Below are 20703 nucleotides of genomic sequence, written 5' to 3' on the forward strand. Positions count from 1 at the left end.
AGCCCCCGCGCGGCGTCCGCGTGCGGCGCGTCGCTGTCCACCCACAGGATGCCGGTGTGCGTCATGGCCCGCACTCCGCGCGCACCCGCCGCGGCAGGCCGGGCAGGTGCGCGCGGGCAAACACGCGAATGGCCCGGCCGGACATGCGCTTCAGCCTTCGAGCAACTGGCGCAGCACGAACGGCAGGATGCCGCCCGCCCGGTAGTAGTCGACCTCGATGGGCGTGTCGATGCGCAGCGTCACGCGCGCTTCCTGCAGGGAGCCGTCCGCGCGCCGGATGACGAGCCGTGCGTCGCTTTGCGGCGTGAGCGCCGGGTCGGGCTCCAGGTCGATGACTTCATTGCCCGTCAGGCCCAGCGATTCCCACGAATCGCCTGCCTGAAACTCCAGCGGCAGCACGCCCATGCCCACGAGGTTGGAGCGGTGGATGCGCTCGAAGCTGCGCGCCACCACGGCGCGGATTCCCAAAAGCTGCGTCCCTTTGGCCGCCCAGTCGCGGCTCGATCCGGTGCCGTACTCCTCGCCAGCAAAAACGACCGTGGGCGTTCCCTGGGTCTGGTACTGCATGGCGGCGTCGAAGATGGACATCTTCTGGCCCTGCAACGGCCCCTGGTTCTGGAACAGGGTCATTCCGCCTTCTTCGCGCGCGCCATCGGGCCTGGGCGCGAGCATGAGGTTCTTGATGCGCACATTCGCGAAGCTGCCGCGCAGCATCACCTCATGGTTGCCGCGGCGCGCGCCGTAGCTGTTGAAATCGGCCTTCAGCACCCCGTTGCGCAGCAGCCACTGGCCGGCGGGCGAGCTTTCCTCGATGGAGCCCGCGGGCGAGATGTGGTCGGTGGTGATGGAGTCGCCGAACAGCGCCATGATGCGCGCGCCGCGCACGCACGGCGACGCCGCTGCCGCCCCATCGGGGTGCGCGGCTGCCTGCTCCAGGGTGAACCGGGAAAAGAACGGGGGCTGTGCAATGTAGGTGCTCGCGGGCCAGGTGTAGACGCTGCCGCGCACGCCCTCGATCCGCTCCCACAGCTTGCCCGGGTCGGTGCTCACGCGGGCGTAGTTCGTGCGAAAGGCCCGGCCGTTGAGCGCGAACTTCATGAGCCCGTGGATCTCCTCGCTGCTCGGCCAGATGTCGCCCAGGTAGATGTCCTTGCCACCCCGACCCTGGCCCACGGGCTCGGTCATCAGGTCCCGGAGCACGCTGCCGGCGATCGCGTAGGCCACCACCAGCGGCGGGCTGGCCAGAAAGTTTGCCTTGAGCCGGGGGTGGATGCGTGCCTCGAAGTTGCGGTTTCCCGAGAGCACCGCAGCGCACACCAGGTCGTTGCGGGTGATGGCCTCGTCGATCTCGGGCGCGAGGTCGCCCGAGTTGCCGATGCAGGTGGTGCAGCCGTAGCCCACGAGCGCAAAGCCGAGCGTCTCCAGATGCGGCAGCAGACCCGTTTGCGCGAGGTATTCGGTGACGACGCGCGAACCCGGCGCGAGCGAGGTCTTGATGTGCGGCCGCACCCTGAGCCCCGCCTGCACCGCTTTTTGGGCGAGCAGGCCGGCGGCCAGCAGCACGCCGGGGTTGGAGGTATTGGTGCAACTTGTGATGGCGGCGATCAGCACGTCGCCATGGCCCAGCGTCAGTTCAGCGCCGGGCCGGCCCGCCACGGGCACGCCATGGTGCTGATGGCGCTGGACCGGAAAGCGCTGGTGCAGCAGCTGCGCCGGTTGGTTGAAACCATTTTGCGCGGGAGGTGCGCTGAACAGCTCGGCAAACTGGCTGCCGACCTGGCCCAGTTCGATGCGGTCCTGCGGGCGCTTGGGTCCCGCCAGGCTGGGCGTGACGCTGCCCAGATCGAGCCCGATGACCTGCGAGTAATCGATTTCGCCGGCCAGCGGAACGCCGAACAACCCCTGGGCCCTGAAGTAGGCTTCGAAGACATCGATCTCTGACCGGCTGCGGCCCGTTCCCTTGAAGTAGTCGATGGTCTTTTCGTCAACCGGGAAAAAACCCATGGTGGCGCCGTATTCGGGCGCCATATTGCCTATCGTTGCGCGGTCGGGCAGCGCCAGCGTGCGCGTGCCCGCGCCAAAGAATTCCACGAACTTGCCGACCACCTTGTGCTGGCGCAGCAGTTCGGTGACGCGCAGCACCAGGTCGGTGGCGGTGACCCCCTCGCGCAGCTGGCCCGTCAACTCCAGGCCCACCACGTCGGGCGTGAGCAGATACACGGGCTGGCCGAGCATGGCGGCCTCGGCCTCGATCCCGCCGACCCCCCAACCCACCACGCCGAGGCCGTTGATCATGGTCGTGTGGCTGTCGGTGCCGACGAGCGTGTCGGGGTAATGGACGCCGTCCTTGCGCCGGTGCACGCCGCGCGCCAGATATTCCAGATTCACCTGGTGCACGATGCCAAAGCCCGGGGGCACCACGCCAAAGGTGTTGAACGCCTGCATGCCCCATTTCATGAACGCGTAGCGCTCGCGGTTGCGCTGGAATTCGAGCTTCATGTTGAGGTCGAGCGAATTCTTCTTGCCGTAGTAGTCCACCATGATGGAGTGGTCCACGACCAGGTCCACGGGAACCAGCGGCTCGATCTTGCGCGGGTCCTTGCCCAGTTTCACGGCCACGCTGCGCATTGCGGCCAAATCGGCGAGCAGCGGCACGCCGGTAAAGTCTTGCAACAGCACGCGCGCGACCACGAAGGGAATCTCGTCCTTGCGCTCGGCGTTCGGCGCCCACTCGGCCAGTTGCCGGACGTGCGCGGCCGTGAGTTTGCGGCCATCGCAGTTGCGCAGCACCGATTCGAGCAGGATGCGGATCGACACCGGCAACCGGCCGATGCGTGGAAACTGCTGCGCCAACGCGGGCAGGGAGTAGAAGCGGCCCTTTTTGCCGGACGCGGTCTTGAAGTTCCTGAGCGTGTGGGCAAACGCGTGGGGGGCGGACGATGATGCCATGGCGAACTCCTGTGAAAGACGCAGGCTATTTTCGCAGGTTACCGCGCATCCGCGCCAGCACCACGGCAATTCGATCCGGTGAGCATGGTGTTACTACCTACGGGGCGGATCCTGGAGTCTTTCTTTTCGGCAAAAACAGGAACGGCCCAACGCTCTTTCGGTGGTCACCCGGCTCCGCTCCGGGCCGGCCATGGAAAGGATGCGCCAAACGCAGCCACCGAAATACCCCCTGAGGAGCCGCCGACTGCGCGGGAAAACCGGTTCCACGCGGACCGCTGGGTCCGCGTGGATGGGGAACTGAATGGGTGTCCGGCCAATAATAAGCCCACGGAGCAGGGCTTTTTATTGGCCGGGTGCGCGGCCCAGGGTGCGCGGCTTAAATGGCGAACTTCTGGCGATCTGCGTCGGATTGAATCCACTTGGGTGCCTTGCCGCGGCCCGTCCAGGTCCGGCCCGTCGCGGGGTCCCGGTATTTGGGGGAGACTTTGGAGCCCGCAGTGGAGCGGCGGCCGGTCCTGCTTGCGGGGAATATGTCCCGGGAGCTCAGGTCATACTCGGTCACCAGTGTCCGGACCTGGCTCACGGCGTCCGACAGTTCGCGGCGGCGGGCTTCGCTGATTTGCTGCTCGAGGGTTTCGCGCTGCTTCAAGAGTTCTTTGTAGCTGGTCATGGTGTCTGCATCAGGTTGGGAGTGGATGGAGTCGCGATTATATGAGAATAATCGGACGCGTGTGCGCGCAAGAACAAAAATTTCTCAAAAGACGACGGACTGCGCGTTGCGCCGCGCATTCGTCGATGGTGTCGTTGCCCAAATGGGGTCCGACGCGCCGACGATCGGCTTGCCGGGTTCCCGTGGCGCGAGGACGCAGAACGCGGTGCGCGGGCGGTGGAGAGCGGCTGAACCGATGCGGACTGAAACGGCACTCTGACAAGACGCGGTGGATCGAACGCGGGGGTTTTTCCCGGGACAAGCGACACCGCCGGGAAGGGGGTAAACCGGAGATCGTCGGCTTCCCGGGTTTCACGCATTGCGAAGTTCATGGCGTTGCGACGCCGCGGTGCCAAACGCATGCGCGGACCATGGCCGAAGGGCCAGTATCTGCGCGCTGAGGCTCGGTTATGGCCACTGCTTCGCCCCTGTAACGCGCGCGTGTGCAAGCCTTGCGTTTGCATGCGGGCAGCGCACGCGGCGGCGCCGCAGCCAAGCCCCAAGCACCTGACTCTGGCAATCAGCCCTGCGTTGAATGGGGATCTCCGGATCGGGTCAATACCTCGTCGATCCGCTGGCCTTGTGCAGCACGTCGGCTTCGAATATTCAGCCCCTGCACACGACACAGCTACCACCGATGGGGGATTTTTCTGTTTCGCTTGGCGAAAGACCTGCCGGGGTGCCGTTGTTACAGCGGCCTCGCGCCCGGGCAGGCTTTTGCGGGCAAGCCATGAACGTCCCGCCGTGTCCCGGGCTTGGTGAGCGGGCGTTGGTGGCGGCTTCCGAATGGCGCTTCACCGGCAATGGTCCCGGGTCAAATTCGGCCGAGTGTTTTTCCTGCGCAACCGGGGTGGACAGGCGCTCGATCCGCGGCACGCGCCAGCCCCTGTCGCACAGGTCGTTGCGTGTGTGCTGCGGCGCGCAAGCCGGTGCAGGTTTTGAGAGGGCAGTGGGTAAAAGAGAATCGAACCGGAGGTCGAACCGGGCATGTGCTACCCGGCATCGAAGCGCGGGCGGACTGGGCAGGTCACCCCGGGTTGCGCAGTCCCGCGAAAGTCTGTCGTCGGGTGCGCGCAGCAATCCATCGATACCACCTGTGATCCCGGGTGTCGCTACTGCCATGGGTTTCGCTTACCATGTGCGCATGAATACCTTCTCAAATGCATTCCAGTCTGAAATCGTCCGTATCGCGCGCAGAGAGCTCAAACCAGAGCTTCAGGCGATGCGCAAGATGCTTTCCGGGCACCGGTTGGAAATTGCTGCGCTCAAGCGCGAAATCAAAGCCTTGGTGTCCCAATCCAAGGCTGCTCAGCGGGCCGTCGCACCGAGCCAGGCAGAGGAGGCAGCGCCCCCCGGGAAACCACGCCAGGTCCGCTTCAAAGCGCAAGCATTCGCGGAGAAACGCGCTGCGCTTGGCATTACACAAAAGGACATGGCCAAGCTGCTGGGCGCCTCGGTGCTGTCCGTGTACAAGTGGGAGTCAGGCCACGTGCAGCCCAGGGCCGCGCAACTGGAGCGCATCGTGCAAGTGCTCAGGATGGGAAAGCGCACGGTGTTGGAGACACTCGGCCAGCCCTGATCGGGTCGCTTCGGTAATGCCGGTGAACATTTGCAGACCGGGCCGGGGCTGCGGGGTTTTCGTTGTGCGAGGAGAGCGAAGGTTTTCGGGCGTTTCGCCCGGGGCAAGCAACGCCGCCGGGGGCAATGTTTGCGCGCCTTGCGCTTCCAGGTGGGCAGGCTGTGGCCGCACACGCCGGGAATTGCTGCGGGGATCCGGCCGCTTGCCACCGATAATCCAGTCGTATGGCACTGATCACTCTACTGGACGCCCAACTCGCGTATGGGCACGTTGCACTGCTGGACCACGCCGGCTTTTCCCTGGAGAGCGCTGAGCGCGTCGGCCTGATTGGCCGCAATGGCGCAGGCAAATCATCGCTTCTCAGAATTCTGGGCGGCATGGAGAAACCCGACGATGGATCGCTGCTGATACAGCAAGGGCTACGCATTGCCTGCGTTGCACAGGAGCCGGCGCTCGACCCGGCCGCCACCGTCTTCCAGTCCGCTGCGCAAGGTCTGCAACGGGTCATCGCGCTGCGTGATCAGTATCTGTCGGGCGCCGAGGGGCTCGACCTGGATGCCATGCAGTCGGAAATCGAAACCTACGATGCCTGGAACTGGGAGCAGCGTGTCGAAGAAATTCTGCAGCGCCTGCACCTCGACCCGAATGGGGTGGTCGGCACCTTGTCTGGCGGGACCAAGAAGCGCCTGGCCCTGGCGCAGGCGCTGGTAGTTCGCCCCGACGTTCTGTTGCTCGACGAGCCGACCAACCATCTGGATCTCGATTCGATCGAGTGGCTCGAAGACCTCTTGCTCGATTTTCCGGGCAGCGTGGTCACGATTACCCATGACCGCGCGTTCCTGGACCGCGTCGCCACCCGGATCGTTGAATTGGACCGTGGCCAGCTGCGCTCCTACCCCGGAAATTTCGCGCAGTATCAGTTGCAAAAAGAAGAACAGTTGGCCCAGGAAGCCGTCATTTCGGCCAAGGCGGACAAGCTCCTTGCGCAGGAGGAGGTCTGGATCCGCAAAGGCGTCGAAGCCCGTCGTACCCGCAGCCAGAGCCGCATTCACCGCCTTGAGCAATTGCGCGTGCGCCGGCTGGCGCGCCGTGAGGTGGTGGGCAGCGTGCGCATGGGGGTGGCCACCGGTGACGCCAGCGGATACCAGGGAAAAATCGTCGCCGAACTCGCCGGTGTGAGCAAATCCTTTGGGGACCGGAACATCGTGCGCAACTTCACCGGGACCATTTTGCGCGGAGACAAGGTCGGGTTGATCGGCCCCAATGGCGCCGGCAAGACCACCTTGCTCATGATGATTCTTGGCGAATTGCAACCCGACCGGGGCCAGATTCGGCAGGGCGCGAATTTGCAGGTCGCGTACTTCGACCAGATGCGCCAGGCCGTGGATCTGGACGCAACGCTGGAGGACTTCATCAGCCCCGGCAGCGAATGGATCGAAATCGGCAGCCAGCGCAAGCACGTCAAGAGCTATCTGAGCGACTTCCTCTTTTCCCCGGCGCGTGCGCAGGCGCCGGTCCGGTCCTTGTCCGGCGGGGAGCGCAACCGCTTGCTGCTGGCCCGGCTGTTCGCCCGCCCCGCGAATGTCCTGGTGCTCGACGAGCCGACGAACGACCTGGACATCGACACCCTGGACCTGCTCGAAGATCTGCTCGCAAACTACGAGGGCACCGTGTTCCTGGTCAGCCACGACCGCGCCTTCCTCGACAACGTGGTCACCAGCAGCATTGCGTTCGAGGGCAACGGCCTGTGGCGGGAATACGAAGGCGGCGTGCAGGACTGGCTGTTGCAGTCCGGGCGCAGCCGGGAGCTCGCAGCACCCGCTTCTCCACCGCGCAAGGCGGGCAAAAGCGCCTGAGCCGCCGCGCGCACCATGCCGCGGCGGGTCGCGGCTGTGGCAGACTTGCGGGCTTCGTTTTTTTGTCCAAGCATCCAGAGAGTCCGTCCCCATATGCAGCAGATCGTTCGGCAGTTGGCCGCAGAAATCAGGGTGCGCGAACAACAGGTGTGCGCGGCGGTGGATCTGCTCGACGGGGGCGCCACGGTGCCGTTCATCGCGCGCTACCGCAAGGAAGCGACCGGCGGGCTGGACGACGTTCAGCTGCGCGAGTTGCAAGCGCGTCTGTCGTACCTGCGCGAGTTGCAGGAGCGCCGCGCCACCGTCCTTCGGAGCATCGACGCGCAGGGCAAACTCAGCGACGCGCTGCGCGCCGCGATCGCCGCCGCGCCGACCAAGCAGGAACTGGAAGACATCTACCTGCCCTTCAAGCAAAAGCGCCGCACCAAGGGCCAGATGGCGCGCGAATTCGGCATCGAACCCTTGGCCGACAAGCTGTTTGCCGACCCCGGCCTGGACCCGGCCCAGGAGGCCGTGGCCTTCACCCGGCCCCCCGAGGTGCTGGACGATGGCAAGCCGGGCGTGGATTTCTCCACCGTCCCCGCCGTGCTCGACGGCGTGCGCGACATTTTGTCGGAGCGCTGGGCGGAAGACGCCGTGCTCGTGCAGAGCCTGCGCGAGTGGCTCTGGGCCGAGGGCTCGCTGCGCAGCACAAAGATCGACGGCAAGAACGAGAACGACCCCGATGTATCGCGGTTTCGCGACTACTTTGAATACGCCGAGCCCCTGGGCCGCGTGCCCTCGCACCGTGCCCTGGCCGTGTTCCGTGGCCGCGCTCTGGAGATTCTGGACGCCAAACTGGCGCTGCCGGTGGAGCCCGAACCCGGCAAGCCCGGGATCGCCGAGGGCCGGATTGCCCAGCACCTGGGCTGGAGCCATGCGGGGCGCCCGGCGGACGATCTGATCCGCAAATGCGTGTCCTGGACCTGGCGCGTAAAGCTCAGCCTCTCGACCGAGCGCGACCTGTTCGCGCGCCTGCGCGAGGAGGCCGAGAAGGTGGCCATCAAGGTGTTTGCCGACAACCTGCGCGACCTGCTGCTCGCCGCGCCGGCCGGCCCCCGCGTGGTGTTGGGGCTGGACCCCGGAATCCGCACGGGGGTGAAGGTGGCCGTGGTCGATGCCACGGGCAAGCTGCTGGAGACCGCCACCGTGTACCCGCACGAGCCGCGCCGCGATTGGGAAGGCGCGCTGCACCAGTTGGCCAAGCTGGCGGAAAAGCATGGCGTGAACTTGGTGGCCATCGGCAACGGCACGGCCAGCCGCGAGACGGACAAGCTCGCGGCCGAGCTGATCCAGATCGCTGCCCGGGCGGGCCGCGCGATCGAGAAGGTGGTGGTGAGCGAGGCCGGCGCATCGGTGTACTCCGCGAGCGAATACGCGTCCGAGGAAATGCCCGGCGTGGACGTGAGCCTGCGCGGCGCCGCGAGCATTGCGCGCCGCTTGCAGGACCCGCTGGCCGAACTGGTGAAGATCGACCCCAAGAGCATCGGCGTGGGCCAGTACCAGCACGACGTGAACCAGAGCGAACTGGCGCGCACGCTGGGCATGGTGGTGGAAGACTGCGTGAACTCCGTGGGGGTGGACCTGAACACGGCCAGCGTGCCGCTGCTCAGCCGCGTCTCGGGCCTGTCGGCCAGTGTGGCCCGGGAACTGGTGCGCTGGCGCGAGGCCCATGGCGCGTTCAAGAACCGCAGGCAGCTCATGGACGTGGCCGGCCTGGGCGCAAAAACCTTTGAGCAGAGCGCGGGCTTTCTGCGCATCCGCGGGGGCGAGAACCCGCTGGACATGACCGCCGTGCACCCCGAGACCTATCCGGTGGTCGAGCAGATCATGGCCAAGACGGGCCGGCCCGTGGCCGAGATCATGGGCCGCGCCGACATGCTCCAGACGCTCCAACCCGAATTGTTCGCAAACGAAAAGTTCGGCGTGCTCACCGTGAAAGACATCCTGGCCGAGCTGGAAAAACCCGGCCGCGACCCGCGCCCCGGCTTCAAGGTGGCGCGCCTGAACGACGGCGTGCAAGACATCGGCGACCTCAGGGAAGGCATGGTTCTGGAAGGCACCGTGAGCAACGTGGCCCAGTTCGGCGCCTTTGTTGACCTGGGCGTGCACCAGGACGGCCTGGTGCACGTGAGCCAGTTGGCGCACCGGTTCGTGCACGACGCGCGCGAGGTGGTCAAGACCGGCGACATCGTCCAGGTGAAGGTCATGGAAGTGGACGTGGCGCGCAAGCGCATCGGCCTGTCGATGAAGCTCGACGCCGCGCCGCCGCGCCAGGGGGGCGCGCGCGAGAACCGCTTCGAAGGGGCTGCGCGCGGCCACCAGCCATCCGCGCGCCGCGCACCCGAGCCCGTGCAGCAGTCGGCAATGGCTTCGGCATTTGCCAAGTTGCAACAGAGCAAGAACCGATAAGCGAGCCGGTCCGCAGATCGCGGTCCACCGCTCCATAATCGCCAGAACACCCGAACTTCTGGCGCTACCCCATGGAGTTGAACGCATTGTTGACTCAGGCCGTGGCCTTGCCCAGCCTGCCGCGCGCCGTGGCCCTGTTGATGAACGAACTGGCCCGCGACGAGCCCAACTTGCGGCGCCTGAACCAAGCCTTTGGCACCGACCCGGCGCTGACCGCCCGGTTGCTGGAACGGGCCAACTCCCCCACCTTCGAGCTGCCGCAGCAAATCGCCGGCATTCCCGAGGCGCTGGCCTTGCTCGGCATGGCGCAGCTGCGCGCACTGGTCGCTTCGGCGCCACTGGGCACCACCTCGCGCTCGGTTCCGGGAGTGAACATGCAGCAGTTCTGGCGCTACAGCCTGAACACCGCCAAGCTCGCCCGCTCGCTCGCGGGAATCGCGCGCCAGAACCAGATTGCCGCCTATACCGCAGGCTTGCTGCACGCGCTGGGCGAATTGGTGCTGCACTTGGCGGACCCGGAAAGGGCCCAGGCGGTGAACGCGCTGGTGGCGCCCTTCGACCTGCGCCGCGGGCGGGTCGAGGAGCGCATCTGTGGCTATAGCTACGGCCATGTGGCAGCGGAATTGGTGCGCCGTTGGCAACTGCCCGAGATCGTGATCGACGCCTTGCAGCACCAAAGCGCGCCCTTTGACGACAACGTCTGCGAACCCCTGGCGGGCGTGATCCATCTGGCCTCCTGGCGCGCGCGCGCGCACGAAGCCGAGTTGGGCGAAAAGGAACTCGCCGTGCTGTTCCCCGCAGAGGTCGGCTTGGCCCTGGGGTTGGACATCGACATGGTGTTGCAGCAGGACCCCATCGACTGGACCGCTGTGCCAGACCCCGTTGACTACGTCATCTGATTGAAGATGCGCCGCCAAGGGCGCGGTCCAAGCGACTGCGCCCGCCGCATCGCTGCGCCATCTGGCGGCGCAGAGCCCTTCGCATGAGCGCATCCATGCAGGTTCCTCTGGCGCCGCCGCGCAGCCAATGCATGCAACAAGCATACAAATCTCACCTTTTGCATCGCATGGCGAAACAACGCATTGTTCTCGTGGATCCCTGTGCGATGCTGGCATCCCAGTGCACTGTGAATGACACGATGACGGAACAACAAGAGTTCAACATCAACAGCATCAAGGAGCGGGCGAAAAAGAAGCTTGAACGCGACATGGGGCCGGTTCTGCTTGCGGCCTTGCACGATCCCAGGACTGTCGAGGTGATGCTCAACGCAGACGGCCGGCTGTGGCAGGAACGCCTTGGCGAGCCGATGGTGAGCATCGGCTCGCTGCGTGCGGCGCAGGCGCAGGCGATCATCGAAACCGTTGCCGGCTACCACGGCAAGGAGGTCACGCGGCACAAGCCGATCCTCGAAGGCGAACTGCCGATCGACGGTTCCCGCTTCGCCGGCCAGCTTCCCCCGGTGGTTCCTGCGCCGACCTTTGCGATCCGCAAGAAGGCCGTCGCCATCTTCACCCTGGATGAGTACGTCGAGCACGGGGTCATGACGCGTGCGCAGCACGACGCCCTGGCCGCCGCCGTCGCGGCGCATCGGAACATTCTCGTGGTCGGCGGAACCGGCTCGGGAAAGACCACGCTGGTGAACGCGATCATCAATCAGATGGTGATCCATGACCCGAGCGAGCGCGTTTTCATCATCGAGGACACGGGCGAAATCCAGTGCGCTGCCGAGAACTACGTCCAGTACCACACGAGCATCGACGTGAGCATGACGGAACTGCTGAAAACCACGCTGCGCATGCGGCCCGACCGCATCCTGGTTGGCGAGGTGCGCGGCCCCGAGGCACTCGATTTGTTGATGGCCTGGAACACCGGCCACGAAGGTGGTTCTGCAACCCTGCACGCAAACAACGCCAAGGCCGGGCTGGATCGGCTCGCCATGCTCATCAGCATGCACCCCGACTCCCCGAAACCCATCGAACCGCTCATCAGCGCGGCGGTGCACGTGGTCGTGCACATCGTCCGCACCGCGCAGGGCCGCCGCGTCCAGGAAATCATTGAGGTTTCCGGGTTTCGCGACGGCCAGTACGTCACCCAGTCCCTTTGAGGAGTGAAAAACCATGCAAGCCATCGTTCCCGTGTTCCCCCTGAAGCGCAGCACCCTGTCCGGCTTGGCCCTGCTGGCCCTGCTCGCGTTCCTCGTGCTGGCCCCGCATCCCGCCTTTGCCGCCGAAGGCACCGGCGGTGCGCTGCCGTATGAAAGTTGGTTGACGAATCTGCGCAACTCGGCCACCGGGCCGGTGGCGTTCACGCTGTCGATCATCGGCATCGTGGTCGCCGGCGGCGTGCTGATCTTCGGCGGCGAACTCAATGGCTTCTTTCGCAGCCTGATCTTCATCGTCCTGGTCATGGCCCTGCTGGTCGGCGCGCAGAACATGATGGGCACCTTCTTCGGCCGGGGCGCGGAAATCGCTGCGCTGAGCGCCGCGTCGAACGAGAGCAGCTGATCATGGCGTTGCGCGCGATCCCCATCCGCAGGGCCGGCAACCGGGACAACCTGTTCATGGGCGGGGATCGCGAGTTGGTGATGTTCTCGGGCCTGCTCGCCGGCGCGCTGGTTTTCAGCGCGCAGGACACGCGGGCCACGGTGTTCGGCATCGTCCTGTGGTTCGGCGCGCTCTTCGCGCTGCGCCTCATGGCCAAGGCCGACCCCAAGCTGCGCCCCGTGTACCTGCGGCACCGCCGCTACAGGCCGTACTACCCGGCGCGCAGCACGCCCTTTCGGAACAACACGCCGGGCCAGGGGAGGCAATACCGATGATGATCGAAGCCATCGCCTTGGCCATTGCCGTTCCCGGGATGGTCCTGTGGCTCCTGCTGTTTTCCCGCATCCGCGCCGTGGAAGCCGTGCTTCAGCGCAAGCGCAAGATGCATCGCGCGCAGGACGAGGGCCTGGCGGACCTGCTCAATTACGCCGCCGTGGTAGGCGACGGTGTCATCGTGGGCAAGAACGGATCCTTCATGGCCGCCTGGCTGTACAAGGGCGACGACAACGCCAGCAGCACCGATGAACAGCGGGAGATGGTGTCGTTTCGCATCAACCAGGCCCTCGCGGGGCTGGGCAACGGCTGGATGCTGCATGTCGACGCGGTGCGTCGGCCGGCACCGAACTACGCGCAGCGCGGCGTTTCGGCGTTCCCCGACGTGCTCTCGCGCGCCATCGACGAGGAGCGCCGGCGCCTGTTCGAGGGCCTGGGCGCGATGTTCGAGGGCTACTTCGTCCTGACCGTGACCTGGTTCCCGCCGGTGCTGGCGCAGCGCAAGTTCGTCGAACTGATGTTCGACGACGACGCGCAGACACCCGACCACACGGCCCGCACGCTGGGCCTCATCGAGCAGTTCCGGCGCGAGGCCGCGACCCTGGAGTCGCGCCTGTCCTCGGCGCTGAAGCTGGCGCGCCTGCGCGGCCAGAAGCTGCTCATGGAAGAGGGCCGGGAAGTCACGCACGATGACTTCCTGGGCTGGTTGCAGTTCTGCGTCACCGGGCAGCACCACCCGGTGCAGCTGCCCGGCAACCCGATGTACCTGGACGCCTTGATCGGCGGGCAGGAAATGTGGAGTGGCGTGGTGCCGAAGATCGGGCGCCACTTCATTCAGATCGTCGCCATCGAGGGCTTCCCCCTGGAGTCCAGCCCGGGGATTCTCTCGGCGCTGGCCGAACTGCCTTGCGCGTACCGCTGGTCGAGCCGCTTCATCTTCATGGACCAGCACGCGTCCGTGCAGCACCTGGACAAGTTCCGCAAGAAGTGGCGCCAGAAGGTGCGCGGCTTCTTCGACCAGGTGTTCAACACGCATACCGGATCGATCAACCAGGACGCTGCGGCGATGGTCGGCGACGCCGAGGCGGCGATCGCCGAGGTCAACAGCGGCCTGGTGGCCGCGGGCTACTACACCAGCGTCGTGGTGCTCATGGACGAGGACCGGGTGCGCCTGGCGAGCAGCGCGTTGCACGTCGAGAAGGCGATCAACCGCCTGGCCTTTGCGGCGCGCATCGAGACGATCAACACGCTCGACGCCTACCTGGGCAGCCTGCCGGGCCACGGCGTCGAGAACGTGCGTCGGCCGCTCATGAACACGCTGAACCTGGCCGACCTGCTGCCGACGAGCGCGATCTGGACGGGCAGCGCGAGCGCGCCCTGCCCGATGTACCCGCCGCTGTCGCCGGCACTCATGCACTGCGTGACGGTGGGCGCGACGCCGTTCCGCCTGAACCTGCACGTGCGCGACCTGGGCCACAGCTTCATGTTCGGCCCGACCGGCGCGGGCAAGTCCACGCACCTGGGAATCCTCGCCGCGCAGCTGCGCCGCTACGCGGGAATGTCGATCTACGCCTTCGACAAGGGCCTGTCGATGTACCCCCTCGCCGCCGGAATCCGCGCCGTGTCCAAGGGCAAGAGCGGCCTGCATTTCACGGTCGCAGCCGACGACGAGCACCTGGCCTTCTGCCCAATGCAGTTCCTCGAAACCAAGGGCGACCGGGCCTGGGCGATGGAGTGGATCGACACCATCCTGGCGTTGAACGGCGTGACCACCACGCCGGCGCAGCGCAACGAGATCGGCACCGCGATCATGAGCATGCACGCCAGCGGCGCGCGCACGCTCTCCGAGTTCTCGGTGACGATACAGGACGAGGCGATCCGCGAGGCGATCAAACAGTACACGGTGGACGGCTCCATGGGCCACCTGCTCGACGCCGAAGAGGATGGGCTGGCGCTGTCCGACTTCACGGTGTTCGAGATCGAAGAGCTGATGAACCTGGGCGAGAAGTTCGCGCTCCCGGTGCTGCTCTACCTGTTCCGCCGCATCGAGCGCGCACTCCAGGGGCAACCCGCGGCCATCATCCTGGACGAAGCCTGGCTGATGCTCGGCCACCCGGTTTTTCGCGCCAAGATCAGGGAATGGCTCAAGGTGCTGCGCAAGGCCAACTGCCTGGTTCTCATGGCGACGCAAAGCCTGTCCGACGCGGCCAACTCGGGAATCCTGGACGTGATCCTGGAATCGACCGCGACGAAGATCTTCCTGCCCAACGTCTACGCGCGCGACGAGGACACGGCGGCGCTCTATCGCCGCATGGGCCTGAACGCGCGCCAGATCGAAATCCTCGCGGGCGCCATCCCCAAGCGCCAGTACTACTACGTCTCGGAGAGCGGCCGCCGGCTCTACGACCTGGCCCTGGGGCCGCTGGCGCTGTCCTTCGTCGGCGCGACCGACAAGGAATCGGTCGGCGCCATGAAGAACCTCGAAGCCCGGTTTGGCCACGACTGGATACACACCTGGCTCGCAAGCCGGGGACTGAACCTCAACGACTACCTGGAGGCCGCATGGGCACTGCCGATATCCTCAAAGGCTTGATCTTCAAGAAGCCCGCGCGCAGCGAGGCCGAGAACCCCTACCTGGCAGCGTGCCGCACCTGGAACGACCATGTGGGCGCGGTCGTCGCGCAGCGCCAGACCTGGCAGATGATCGGCATCCTGGCGCTGCTGGTCGCTCTGGCCAGCGTCGGCGGCGTGATCCACATCGGCCGCCAGTCCAAGTTCATTCCCTACGTGGTGCAGGTGGACAAGCTCGGCCAGACCATGGCCGCCGGCCCGGTGCAGGCCACCGACAGGGCCGACCCGCGCGTCGTCCACGCCGCAGTCGCCGACTGGATGGGTTGCGCGCGCATGGTCACGCCGGACATGGCCCTGCAGCGCAAATGCGTGTTCAAGGTGTACTCGATGCTCGCCCCGAACGATCCGGCGACGCCGAAGATGAACGAGTGGCTCAACGGCAGCGCAGACGCGAGCCCGTTCAAGCGCGCCGAAAAGGAAATGGCGAGCATCGAAATCAAGACCGTGATCCCGCAGACGCCGAACACCTGGGAGATCGAATGGCTGGAGACCACGCGCAGCCGCCAGGGAATGCTCACGGGCCCGCCCGTCGCCTGGCGCGCGCTCGTGACCACGTACATCGCCGAGGTCACGGCGAGCACCACGGACGTCCAACTGCGCAACAACCCGTTGGGCATCTACGTGAGCGACTACTCCTGGTCGCGTGTCCAATGATTCCGAGGCCATACCGCATGAAGAAGACCCTTTGCGCCGTGCTGCTCCTGGGCGTGACGCTGCCCTCGCTGGCGGTGGACGATGACGACATTGCCGACAAATATTTCAACCCGGCAAACCCGGCGCTGACGCCGCAGGAGCGCGCGGCGCTGGCCATCGCCAGACAGTGGGAAGCGGCGGGGTCGGCGAGCGGCGGCGTCACGCCGGTCGCCGGCGCGGGCGGGCGCATCCGCTTTCTGTACGGCATGCAGCAGCCGAGCATCGTGTGCGCGGTGCTCCAGGTATGCGACGTGGCCTTGCAGGCCGGCGAACAGGTCAACTCGATCAACCTGGGCGACACGGCGCGCTGGACGGTCGAGCCGGCGCTCTCCGGCAGTGGCGCCACCGAGGTGCAACACCTGGTCATCAAGCCGATGGACGTGGGCCTGGAAACCAGCCTGGTCGTGACCACGAACCGCCGCAGCTACCACCTGCGCCTGCGTTCGCACCGCAGCAAGTACATGCCGCAGGTCGGCTTCGTCTACCCCGAGGAAGCGCAGGCGCGGTGGCAAGCGATCCAGCACCGCGAGACGCAAAAGCGCCACGAGAACACGCTGCCGGCCACCGGCGAGTACCTGGGCGATCTGTCGTTTGACTACGATCTGCACGGCTCGGCGACCTGGAAGCCGGTGCGCGTCTACAACGACGGCCGCAAGACCATCATCGAAATGCCCGGCACGATGCGGCAGACCGAGGCGCCGACGCTGCTCGTCGTGCGCCAGGACGGCGGCCTGTTCAGCGACGACGAAACGGTGCTGGTGAACTACCGCGTGCAGGGCAATCGCTACATCGTGGACATGGTGTTCGACCGCGCGATCCTGATTGCCGGCGTGGGCAGCGGCCAGGACCGCGTGACCATCAGCCGCAGGAAGTGAGCATGCGCAAGACCCTCTTTCCCGCGCTGCTCGCCCTGGCCCTGGGCGGTTGCGCCGCAGCCCCGGTGAATGGGGGCTACGGCAACTTCGTGCAATCGGACGCGCTCGATCAGCAAAAGCTCGCCGCAGACGCGGTGCAGCAGCTCGCTGCGCTGTACGCGCCGGCGCAGATGCGCCTGGAACTGCAACAGCCCACGCCCGACCCCTTCGGCCAGACCCTGGTCAGGCTGCTGCGCGACAAGGGCTATGCCCTCGTGGAGTTTGCACCGTCGGCTGCGACCACGCCGCCGCCCGCGCCGACCACGCCCGGCGGCCTGCCGCTGCGCTACCTGCTCGACCAGGCCCGTGACTCGAACCTGTACCGCCTGACCCTGGTGGTCGGCACGCAATCCATCACCCGCCCGTACCTGGAGAAAAACGGCGGGCTCGTCCCGGCCGGGTACTGGACGCGCCAGGAATGACGCCATGACCGCCGATCCGTTGCTGCCCAATGCCGCGCCGGGCGCGCCGTCCAGGAAGTCGGGTGTGCGCCGCGTGAACAACATGCCCATGTTCATCTTCGGCGGCGTCGTGCTGGCCTTCATGCTGGTCATGGCGCTGGTCGCGGAAGATCGCGCCGAACAGCAGCACACGCCGACGCCCGGCCCGAAGGAGAATGGCAGCGGCGGCGCTGGCAGCACCGCGGCGTTTGCCCATGAAATTGCCGGCGACAAAACCGGCGGCCTGATCACGGGAGCAAGCCCGCCCGACCCGCCCAAAATGCCCACCGACCAGGCCCCGCTGGAGATCGTCCGCCCGCAGAACCTGGACGCGCCACCGCAGCCGCCGGAAGCGCAGCACCCCGCGAACAACCCCGGCCAGCCGGTGCCCGACGAAGAGGCGCAGCGCATCCAAAAGGCCAAGATGCAGCGGTTTGACGAAGCGGTCAGAGCCCGGACCACGGTGCGCGTGACCACTGCCAGCAGCCAAGGCCCCGCGCCGGACGACGCCAGCGCCCCGCGCACGCGCGATGAAATGGTCCAGCGCATGGCCGCGCTGCAGCAGCAAATCGCCGCCCAGCGCAGCGGCGACCCGAATACCGCGTACCAGGCGCGCCTGGCGCAGATTCGCGCCGCCACGGGCCTGGGTGCCCAGACGCCGGCAGCCGAGCTTGGCGCGGACGCAGCAGCGCAGCCCCTGCAAACCGCAAGCAGCGGCAGGAACCGCATGGAGCAGTTCGACCACGGGAGCCAGGACGACCGCTGGAAGCTCGACTCCCGGCCGCAAGCGCCGCGCACGGCGTTCGAACTGCGCGCCGGCTTCGTCGTGCCGGCGACGCTGATTTCGGGAATCAACTCCGATCTGCCGGGGCAAATCCTCGCGCAGGTCGCGCAGGACGTGTACGACACGCCGACCGGCAAGCACCTGCTCATTCCGCAGGGCGCGCGCCTGGTCGGCGCGTATTCGAGCGACGTGGCTTACGGCCAGGCGCGCGTGCTGGTCGCGTGGCAGCGCATCGTGTTTCCCGACGGCAAGGCGCTGGACATCGGCGCCATGCCGGGTGCCGACAGCGCCGGCTATACGGGCTTCAACGACCAGGTGAACAACCACTATGTGCGGCTCTTCGCGTCGGCCTTCCTGATGTCCGGCGTGACCGCCGGAATCACCTACAGCCAGCGCCAGAACCAGGCGGGCAGTGTCTACGGTGCGCCAAACGCCAGCAGCGTGCTGAGCGAGGCCCTGGGCCAGCAGCTCGGCAAGGTCACGGCGCAACTCATTGCGAAGAACCTGGGAATCGCGCCGACGCTGGAAATCCGGCCCGGCTACCGCTTCAACGTCGTGGTCACGAAGGACCTGGCGTTTGCCCGGCCCTACCGGGCGTTCGACTACTGAGTCCCAAGGAGGAAGACCCCATGCAGCAGAAGTTTCTCGCCCTCGCGCTCGCCGTCGTCCTCGCCCTGGGCGCGGGGTTTTGCCCGCCGGTGCAGGCCGGCATGGTCGTCGTCGACAGTATGAATCTGATACAAAACACCACCGCGGCCATCGAATCGGTGACCCAGAGGATCAAGCAGGCTGAGCAGTACCGCATCCAGCTGGAGCAATATAAGAACCAGATTCAGAACACGCTCGCCCCGGCCGAGCACATCTGGGATCAGGCGCGGACCACGATCGGCGAGCTCATAAAGTCCGGCAACACGCTGGAGCACTACAAGAACCAGCTCGGCAGCCTGGACAACTATCTCGGCAGGTTCCAGGACGTGAACTACTACAAGAACCTGCCCTGCTTTGCGGCCAGCGGCTGCACCGCAGCCGAGTGGGCGGCCATCAGGAACCTGCAACAGCTCGCCAGCGAAACGCAGAAGAACGCCACCGATGCCCTGTTCAAGGGCCTCGACCGGCAGTTGGACAACCTGCAGAACGACGCCGCCACGCTGCAGCGTCTGCAGTCCGCCGCGCAGGGCGCGACCGGCCAGATGCAGGCCCTCGGCTACGCCAGCCAGCTCGCCAGCCAGCAGTCGAATCAGCTCCTGCAGATGCGCGCGCTGATGATCGCGCAGAACAACGCACTCGCGACCAAGATGCAGGCCGAAGCCGACAAGTTGGCGCAGGAAACCGCCGCAGCGCTGCACCTGCGCGAGAACCGATACCGGGCCAGCTCGAAGCGCGCCTGGTAAGGGGAGCGGCGGATGGAGAGGTAGCCGACGATGGGAATGACCACCAGAGCCCTGGCCCTGCTGCTGTGCGTCTGGCTGGCGTTTTTCGCGCCCGATGCGCATGCGGCCATCGACAACGTCGACATGTTCGATGGCATTTTGGTGCTCTACTCGGCCGCTGCCAGCGGCTGGGCCAGCGCCGTCATCGAGGCTGCGTCCTGGCTTTTCTGGACGCTGGTCGTGATCTCGATGGTCTGGACCTTCGGCATGCTGGCCCTGCGCAAGGCCGACATTGGCGAGTTCTTCGCGGAATTCCTGCGCTTCACGGTCTTTACCGGCTTCTTCTGGTGGGCGCTGACCAACGGGCCGAAATTCGCCCTGTCCATCTATGCGTCGCTGCGGCAGATCGCCGGCAAAGCGACGGACCTGAGGGGGACGGGCTCGGGCAATGCGCTCGTGCCCTCGGGAGTCGTCGACATAGGCTTTGAAATTTTCGACAGGGTGCTGGACAAGTCCCTGATATGGGGTCCGACGGAGAGCCTGTGCGGCATTGCCATGGCCTTGGCGATCCTGATCATCCTGGCCCTGGTCAGCGTGCACATGCTCCTGCTGCTCACCTCGGGCTGGGTGCTCGCCTACGGCGGCGCGTTCTTCCTGGGCTTTGGCGGTTCGCGCTGGACCTCGGACATGGCGGTGAACTACTACAAGGTCGTTCTGGGCCTGGCCGCGCAGCTCTTTGCCACGGTGCTCCTGGTGGGCATCGGCAAGACCTTCCTCGACGACTACTACCGGCGCATGGACGTCGGAATCAACCTGAATGAAATGGGCGTGATGCTGGTCGTCGCGATCATCTTCCTGGCCTTGGTGAACAAGATTCCGCCTCGCATCTCCGGAATCATCACCGGCGCGAGCGTGGGCAGCATCGGCGCCTACCAGATCGGCGCCGGCGCCGGGCCGGGTGCCATGGGAACGACAGCAGTCGCGGTCTCCATCGCCAGCCAAGCCCTGGCCACCGGGGCGGCGTCGGCCGCCGGCGGCGCGTACGAGCTCATGGCGGCGGTCTCGAAGGCGAATGCCAACCTGTCCGCCACAACGCACGCCATGGAGGCATTCTCCGGCGCGGGCGGCGGCGCCGCGTCGGGAGATGGCGCCGGCGTCGGCGCAACGCCATTCGCGCAGGCTGCGGGCTTTGGCGGTGGGGCAGGACAGGGACGCGCGACCACTGGCGCCACGAACCCGGCGCAGGCAGACACCGAAGCCGCCCGCAAGCAGGCTTCGGCTCAGCCCGAAGCGGCTGCCGGGCACGGCACCGGGGCAGGCGGCGCAAAGACCGGGACCGCTACCGGAGCCGGACCTGGACCTGGACCCGGACCTGGACCTGGACCCGGACCCGGACCCGGACCCGGACCCGGACCCGGACCCGGACCCGGACCCGGACCTGGGCCTGGGCCCGGACCCGGACCCGGACCTGGGCCCGGACCTGGACCCGGACCCGGACCCGGACCCGGACC

At 66.4% G+C, this 20703-nt stretch carries 16 protein-coding genes; 14 read left to right on the forward strand and 2 right to left on the reverse strand.

Annotated elements, in window-relative coordinates; all coding sequences use genetic code 11:
* Positions 1-150: 150 nt before the first annotated feature.
* Positions 151-2949 (reverse strand): aconitate hydratase AcnA, encoded by a 2799-nt coding sequence (gene acnA / locus VTU_RS0123135; protein ID WP_010109801.1) that lies wholly within the window; start codon positions 2947-2949, stop codon positions 151-153.
* A 376-nt stretch (positions 2950-3325) separates the two neighbouring features.
* On the reverse strand, positions 3326-3619 hold the full coding sequence (locus VTU_RS0123140) for an H-NS histone family protein (protein ID WP_010109804.1): 294 nt from the start codon (positions 3617-3619) through the stop codon (positions 3326-3328).
* Between the two features lie 1135 nt (positions 3620-4754).
* Between VTU_RS0123140 and VTU_RS0123145 the strand changes: the two genes are divergently transcribed.
* From VTU_RS0123145 to trbL, 14 genes are all read left to right on the forward strand, one after another.
* Positions 4755-5237, forward strand: a complete 483-nt coding sequence (locus VTU_RS0123145) for a helix-turn-helix domain-containing protein (protein ID WP_236610849.1) — start codon at positions 4755-4757, stop codon at positions 5235-5237.
* A 224-nt stretch (positions 5238-5461) separates the two neighbouring features.
* Positions 5462-7093 carry an ABC-F family ATP-binding cassette domain-containing protein gene (locus VTU_RS0123150; protein ID WP_010109808.1) on the forward strand — a complete coding sequence of 544 codons (1632 nt, stop codon included), beginning with the start codon at positions 5462-5464 and terminating at the stop codon, positions 7091-7093.
* 93 nt (positions 7094-7186) lie between these two features.
* A complete protein-coding gene (locus tag VTU_RS0123155; RefSeq protein ID WP_010109810.1) occupies positions 7187-9544 on the forward strand; it encodes a Tex family protein in 2358 nt (785 codons plus the stop codon).
* A gap of 71 nt (positions 9545-9615) precedes the next feature.
* Positions 9616-10443 carry an HDOD domain-containing protein gene (locus tag VTU_RS0123160; protein WP_010109812.1) on the forward strand — a complete coding sequence of 276 codons (828 nt, stop codon included), beginning with the start codon at positions 9616-9618 and terminating at the stop codon, positions 10441-10443.
* Positions 10444-10682: 239 nt separating this feature from the next.
* On the forward strand, positions 10683-11648 hold the full coding sequence (trbB, locus tag VTU_RS0123165) for a P-type conjugative transfer ATPase TrbB (protein WP_010109814.1): 966 nt from the start codon (positions 10683-10685) through the stop codon (positions 11646-11648).
* Positions 11649-11661: 13 nt separating this feature from the next.
* Entirely contained in the window at positions 11662-12048 is a 387-nt protein-coding gene (gene trbC, locus VTU_RS0123170) for a conjugal transfer system pilin TrbC (RefSeq protein ID WP_010109816.1), read from the forward strand.
* 2 nt (positions 12049-12050) lie between these two features.
* Positions 12051-12362 carry a conjugal transfer protein TrbD gene (locus VTU_RS0123175; protein ID WP_010109817.1) on the forward strand — a complete coding sequence of 104 codons (312 nt, stop codon included), beginning with the start codon at positions 12051-12053 and terminating at the stop codon, positions 12360-12362.
* The gene (locus VTU_RS0123180; protein ID WP_236610850.1) at positions 12359-14953 is read left to right on the forward strand and encodes a VirB4 family type IV secretion/conjugal transfer ATPase; all 2595 of its coding nucleotides are present in this window, start codon (positions 12359-12361) and stop codon (positions 14951-14953) included. The genes VTU_RS0123175 and VTU_RS0123180 overlap by 4 nt, the downstream gene beginning before the upstream one ends.
* Complete coding sequence (locus tag VTU_RS0123185) at positions 14923-15645, forward strand: conjugal transfer protein TrbF (RefSeq protein ID WP_010109821.1); 723 nt, start codon at positions 14923-14925, stop codon at positions 15643-15645. The genes VTU_RS0123180 and VTU_RS0123185 overlap by 31 nt, the downstream gene beginning before the upstream one ends.
* Positions 15646-15662: 17 nt before the next feature.
* Positions 15663-16559, forward strand: coding sequence for a P-type conjugative transfer protein TrbG (trbG, locus tag VTU_RS0123190; protein WP_010109822.1), 897 nt, complete (start codon positions 15663-15665; stop codon positions 16557-16559).
* A 2-nt stretch (positions 16560-16561) separates the two neighbouring features.
* Positions 16562-17020 carry a conjugal transfer lipoprotein TrbH gene (locus VTU_RS0123195; RefSeq protein WP_029554686.1) on the forward strand — a complete coding sequence of 153 codons (459 nt, stop codon included), beginning with the start codon at positions 16562-16564 and terminating at the stop codon, positions 17018-17020.
* A gap of 4 nt (positions 17021-17024) precedes the next feature.
* Positions 17025-18431: a TrbI/VirB10 family protein gene (locus VTU_RS0123200; protein ID WP_010109824.1), complete on the forward strand. Its 1407-nt coding sequence runs from the start codon at positions 17025-17027 to the stop codon at positions 18429-18431.
* A gap of 20 nt (positions 18432-18451) precedes the next feature.
* Positions 18452-19213, forward strand: coding sequence for a P-type conjugative transfer protein TrbJ (gene trbJ / locus VTU_RS0123205; protein WP_010109825.1), 762 nt, complete (start codon positions 18452-18454; stop codon positions 19211-19213).
* A gap of 36 nt (positions 19214-19249) precedes the next feature.
* Positions 19250-20703 (forward strand): P-type conjugative transfer protein TrbL (trbL, locus tag VTU_RS30075; RefSeq protein ID WP_010109826.1); only part of this gene is annotated, 1454 nt, incomplete at its 3' end.

Source organism: Verminephrobacter aporrectodeae subsp. tuberculatae At4, assembly GCF_000193225.1.
GTDB classification, from domain to species: Bacteria; Pseudomonadota; Gammaproteobacteria; order Burkholderiales; family Burkholderiaceae_C; genus Acidovorax; species Acidovorax aporrectodeae.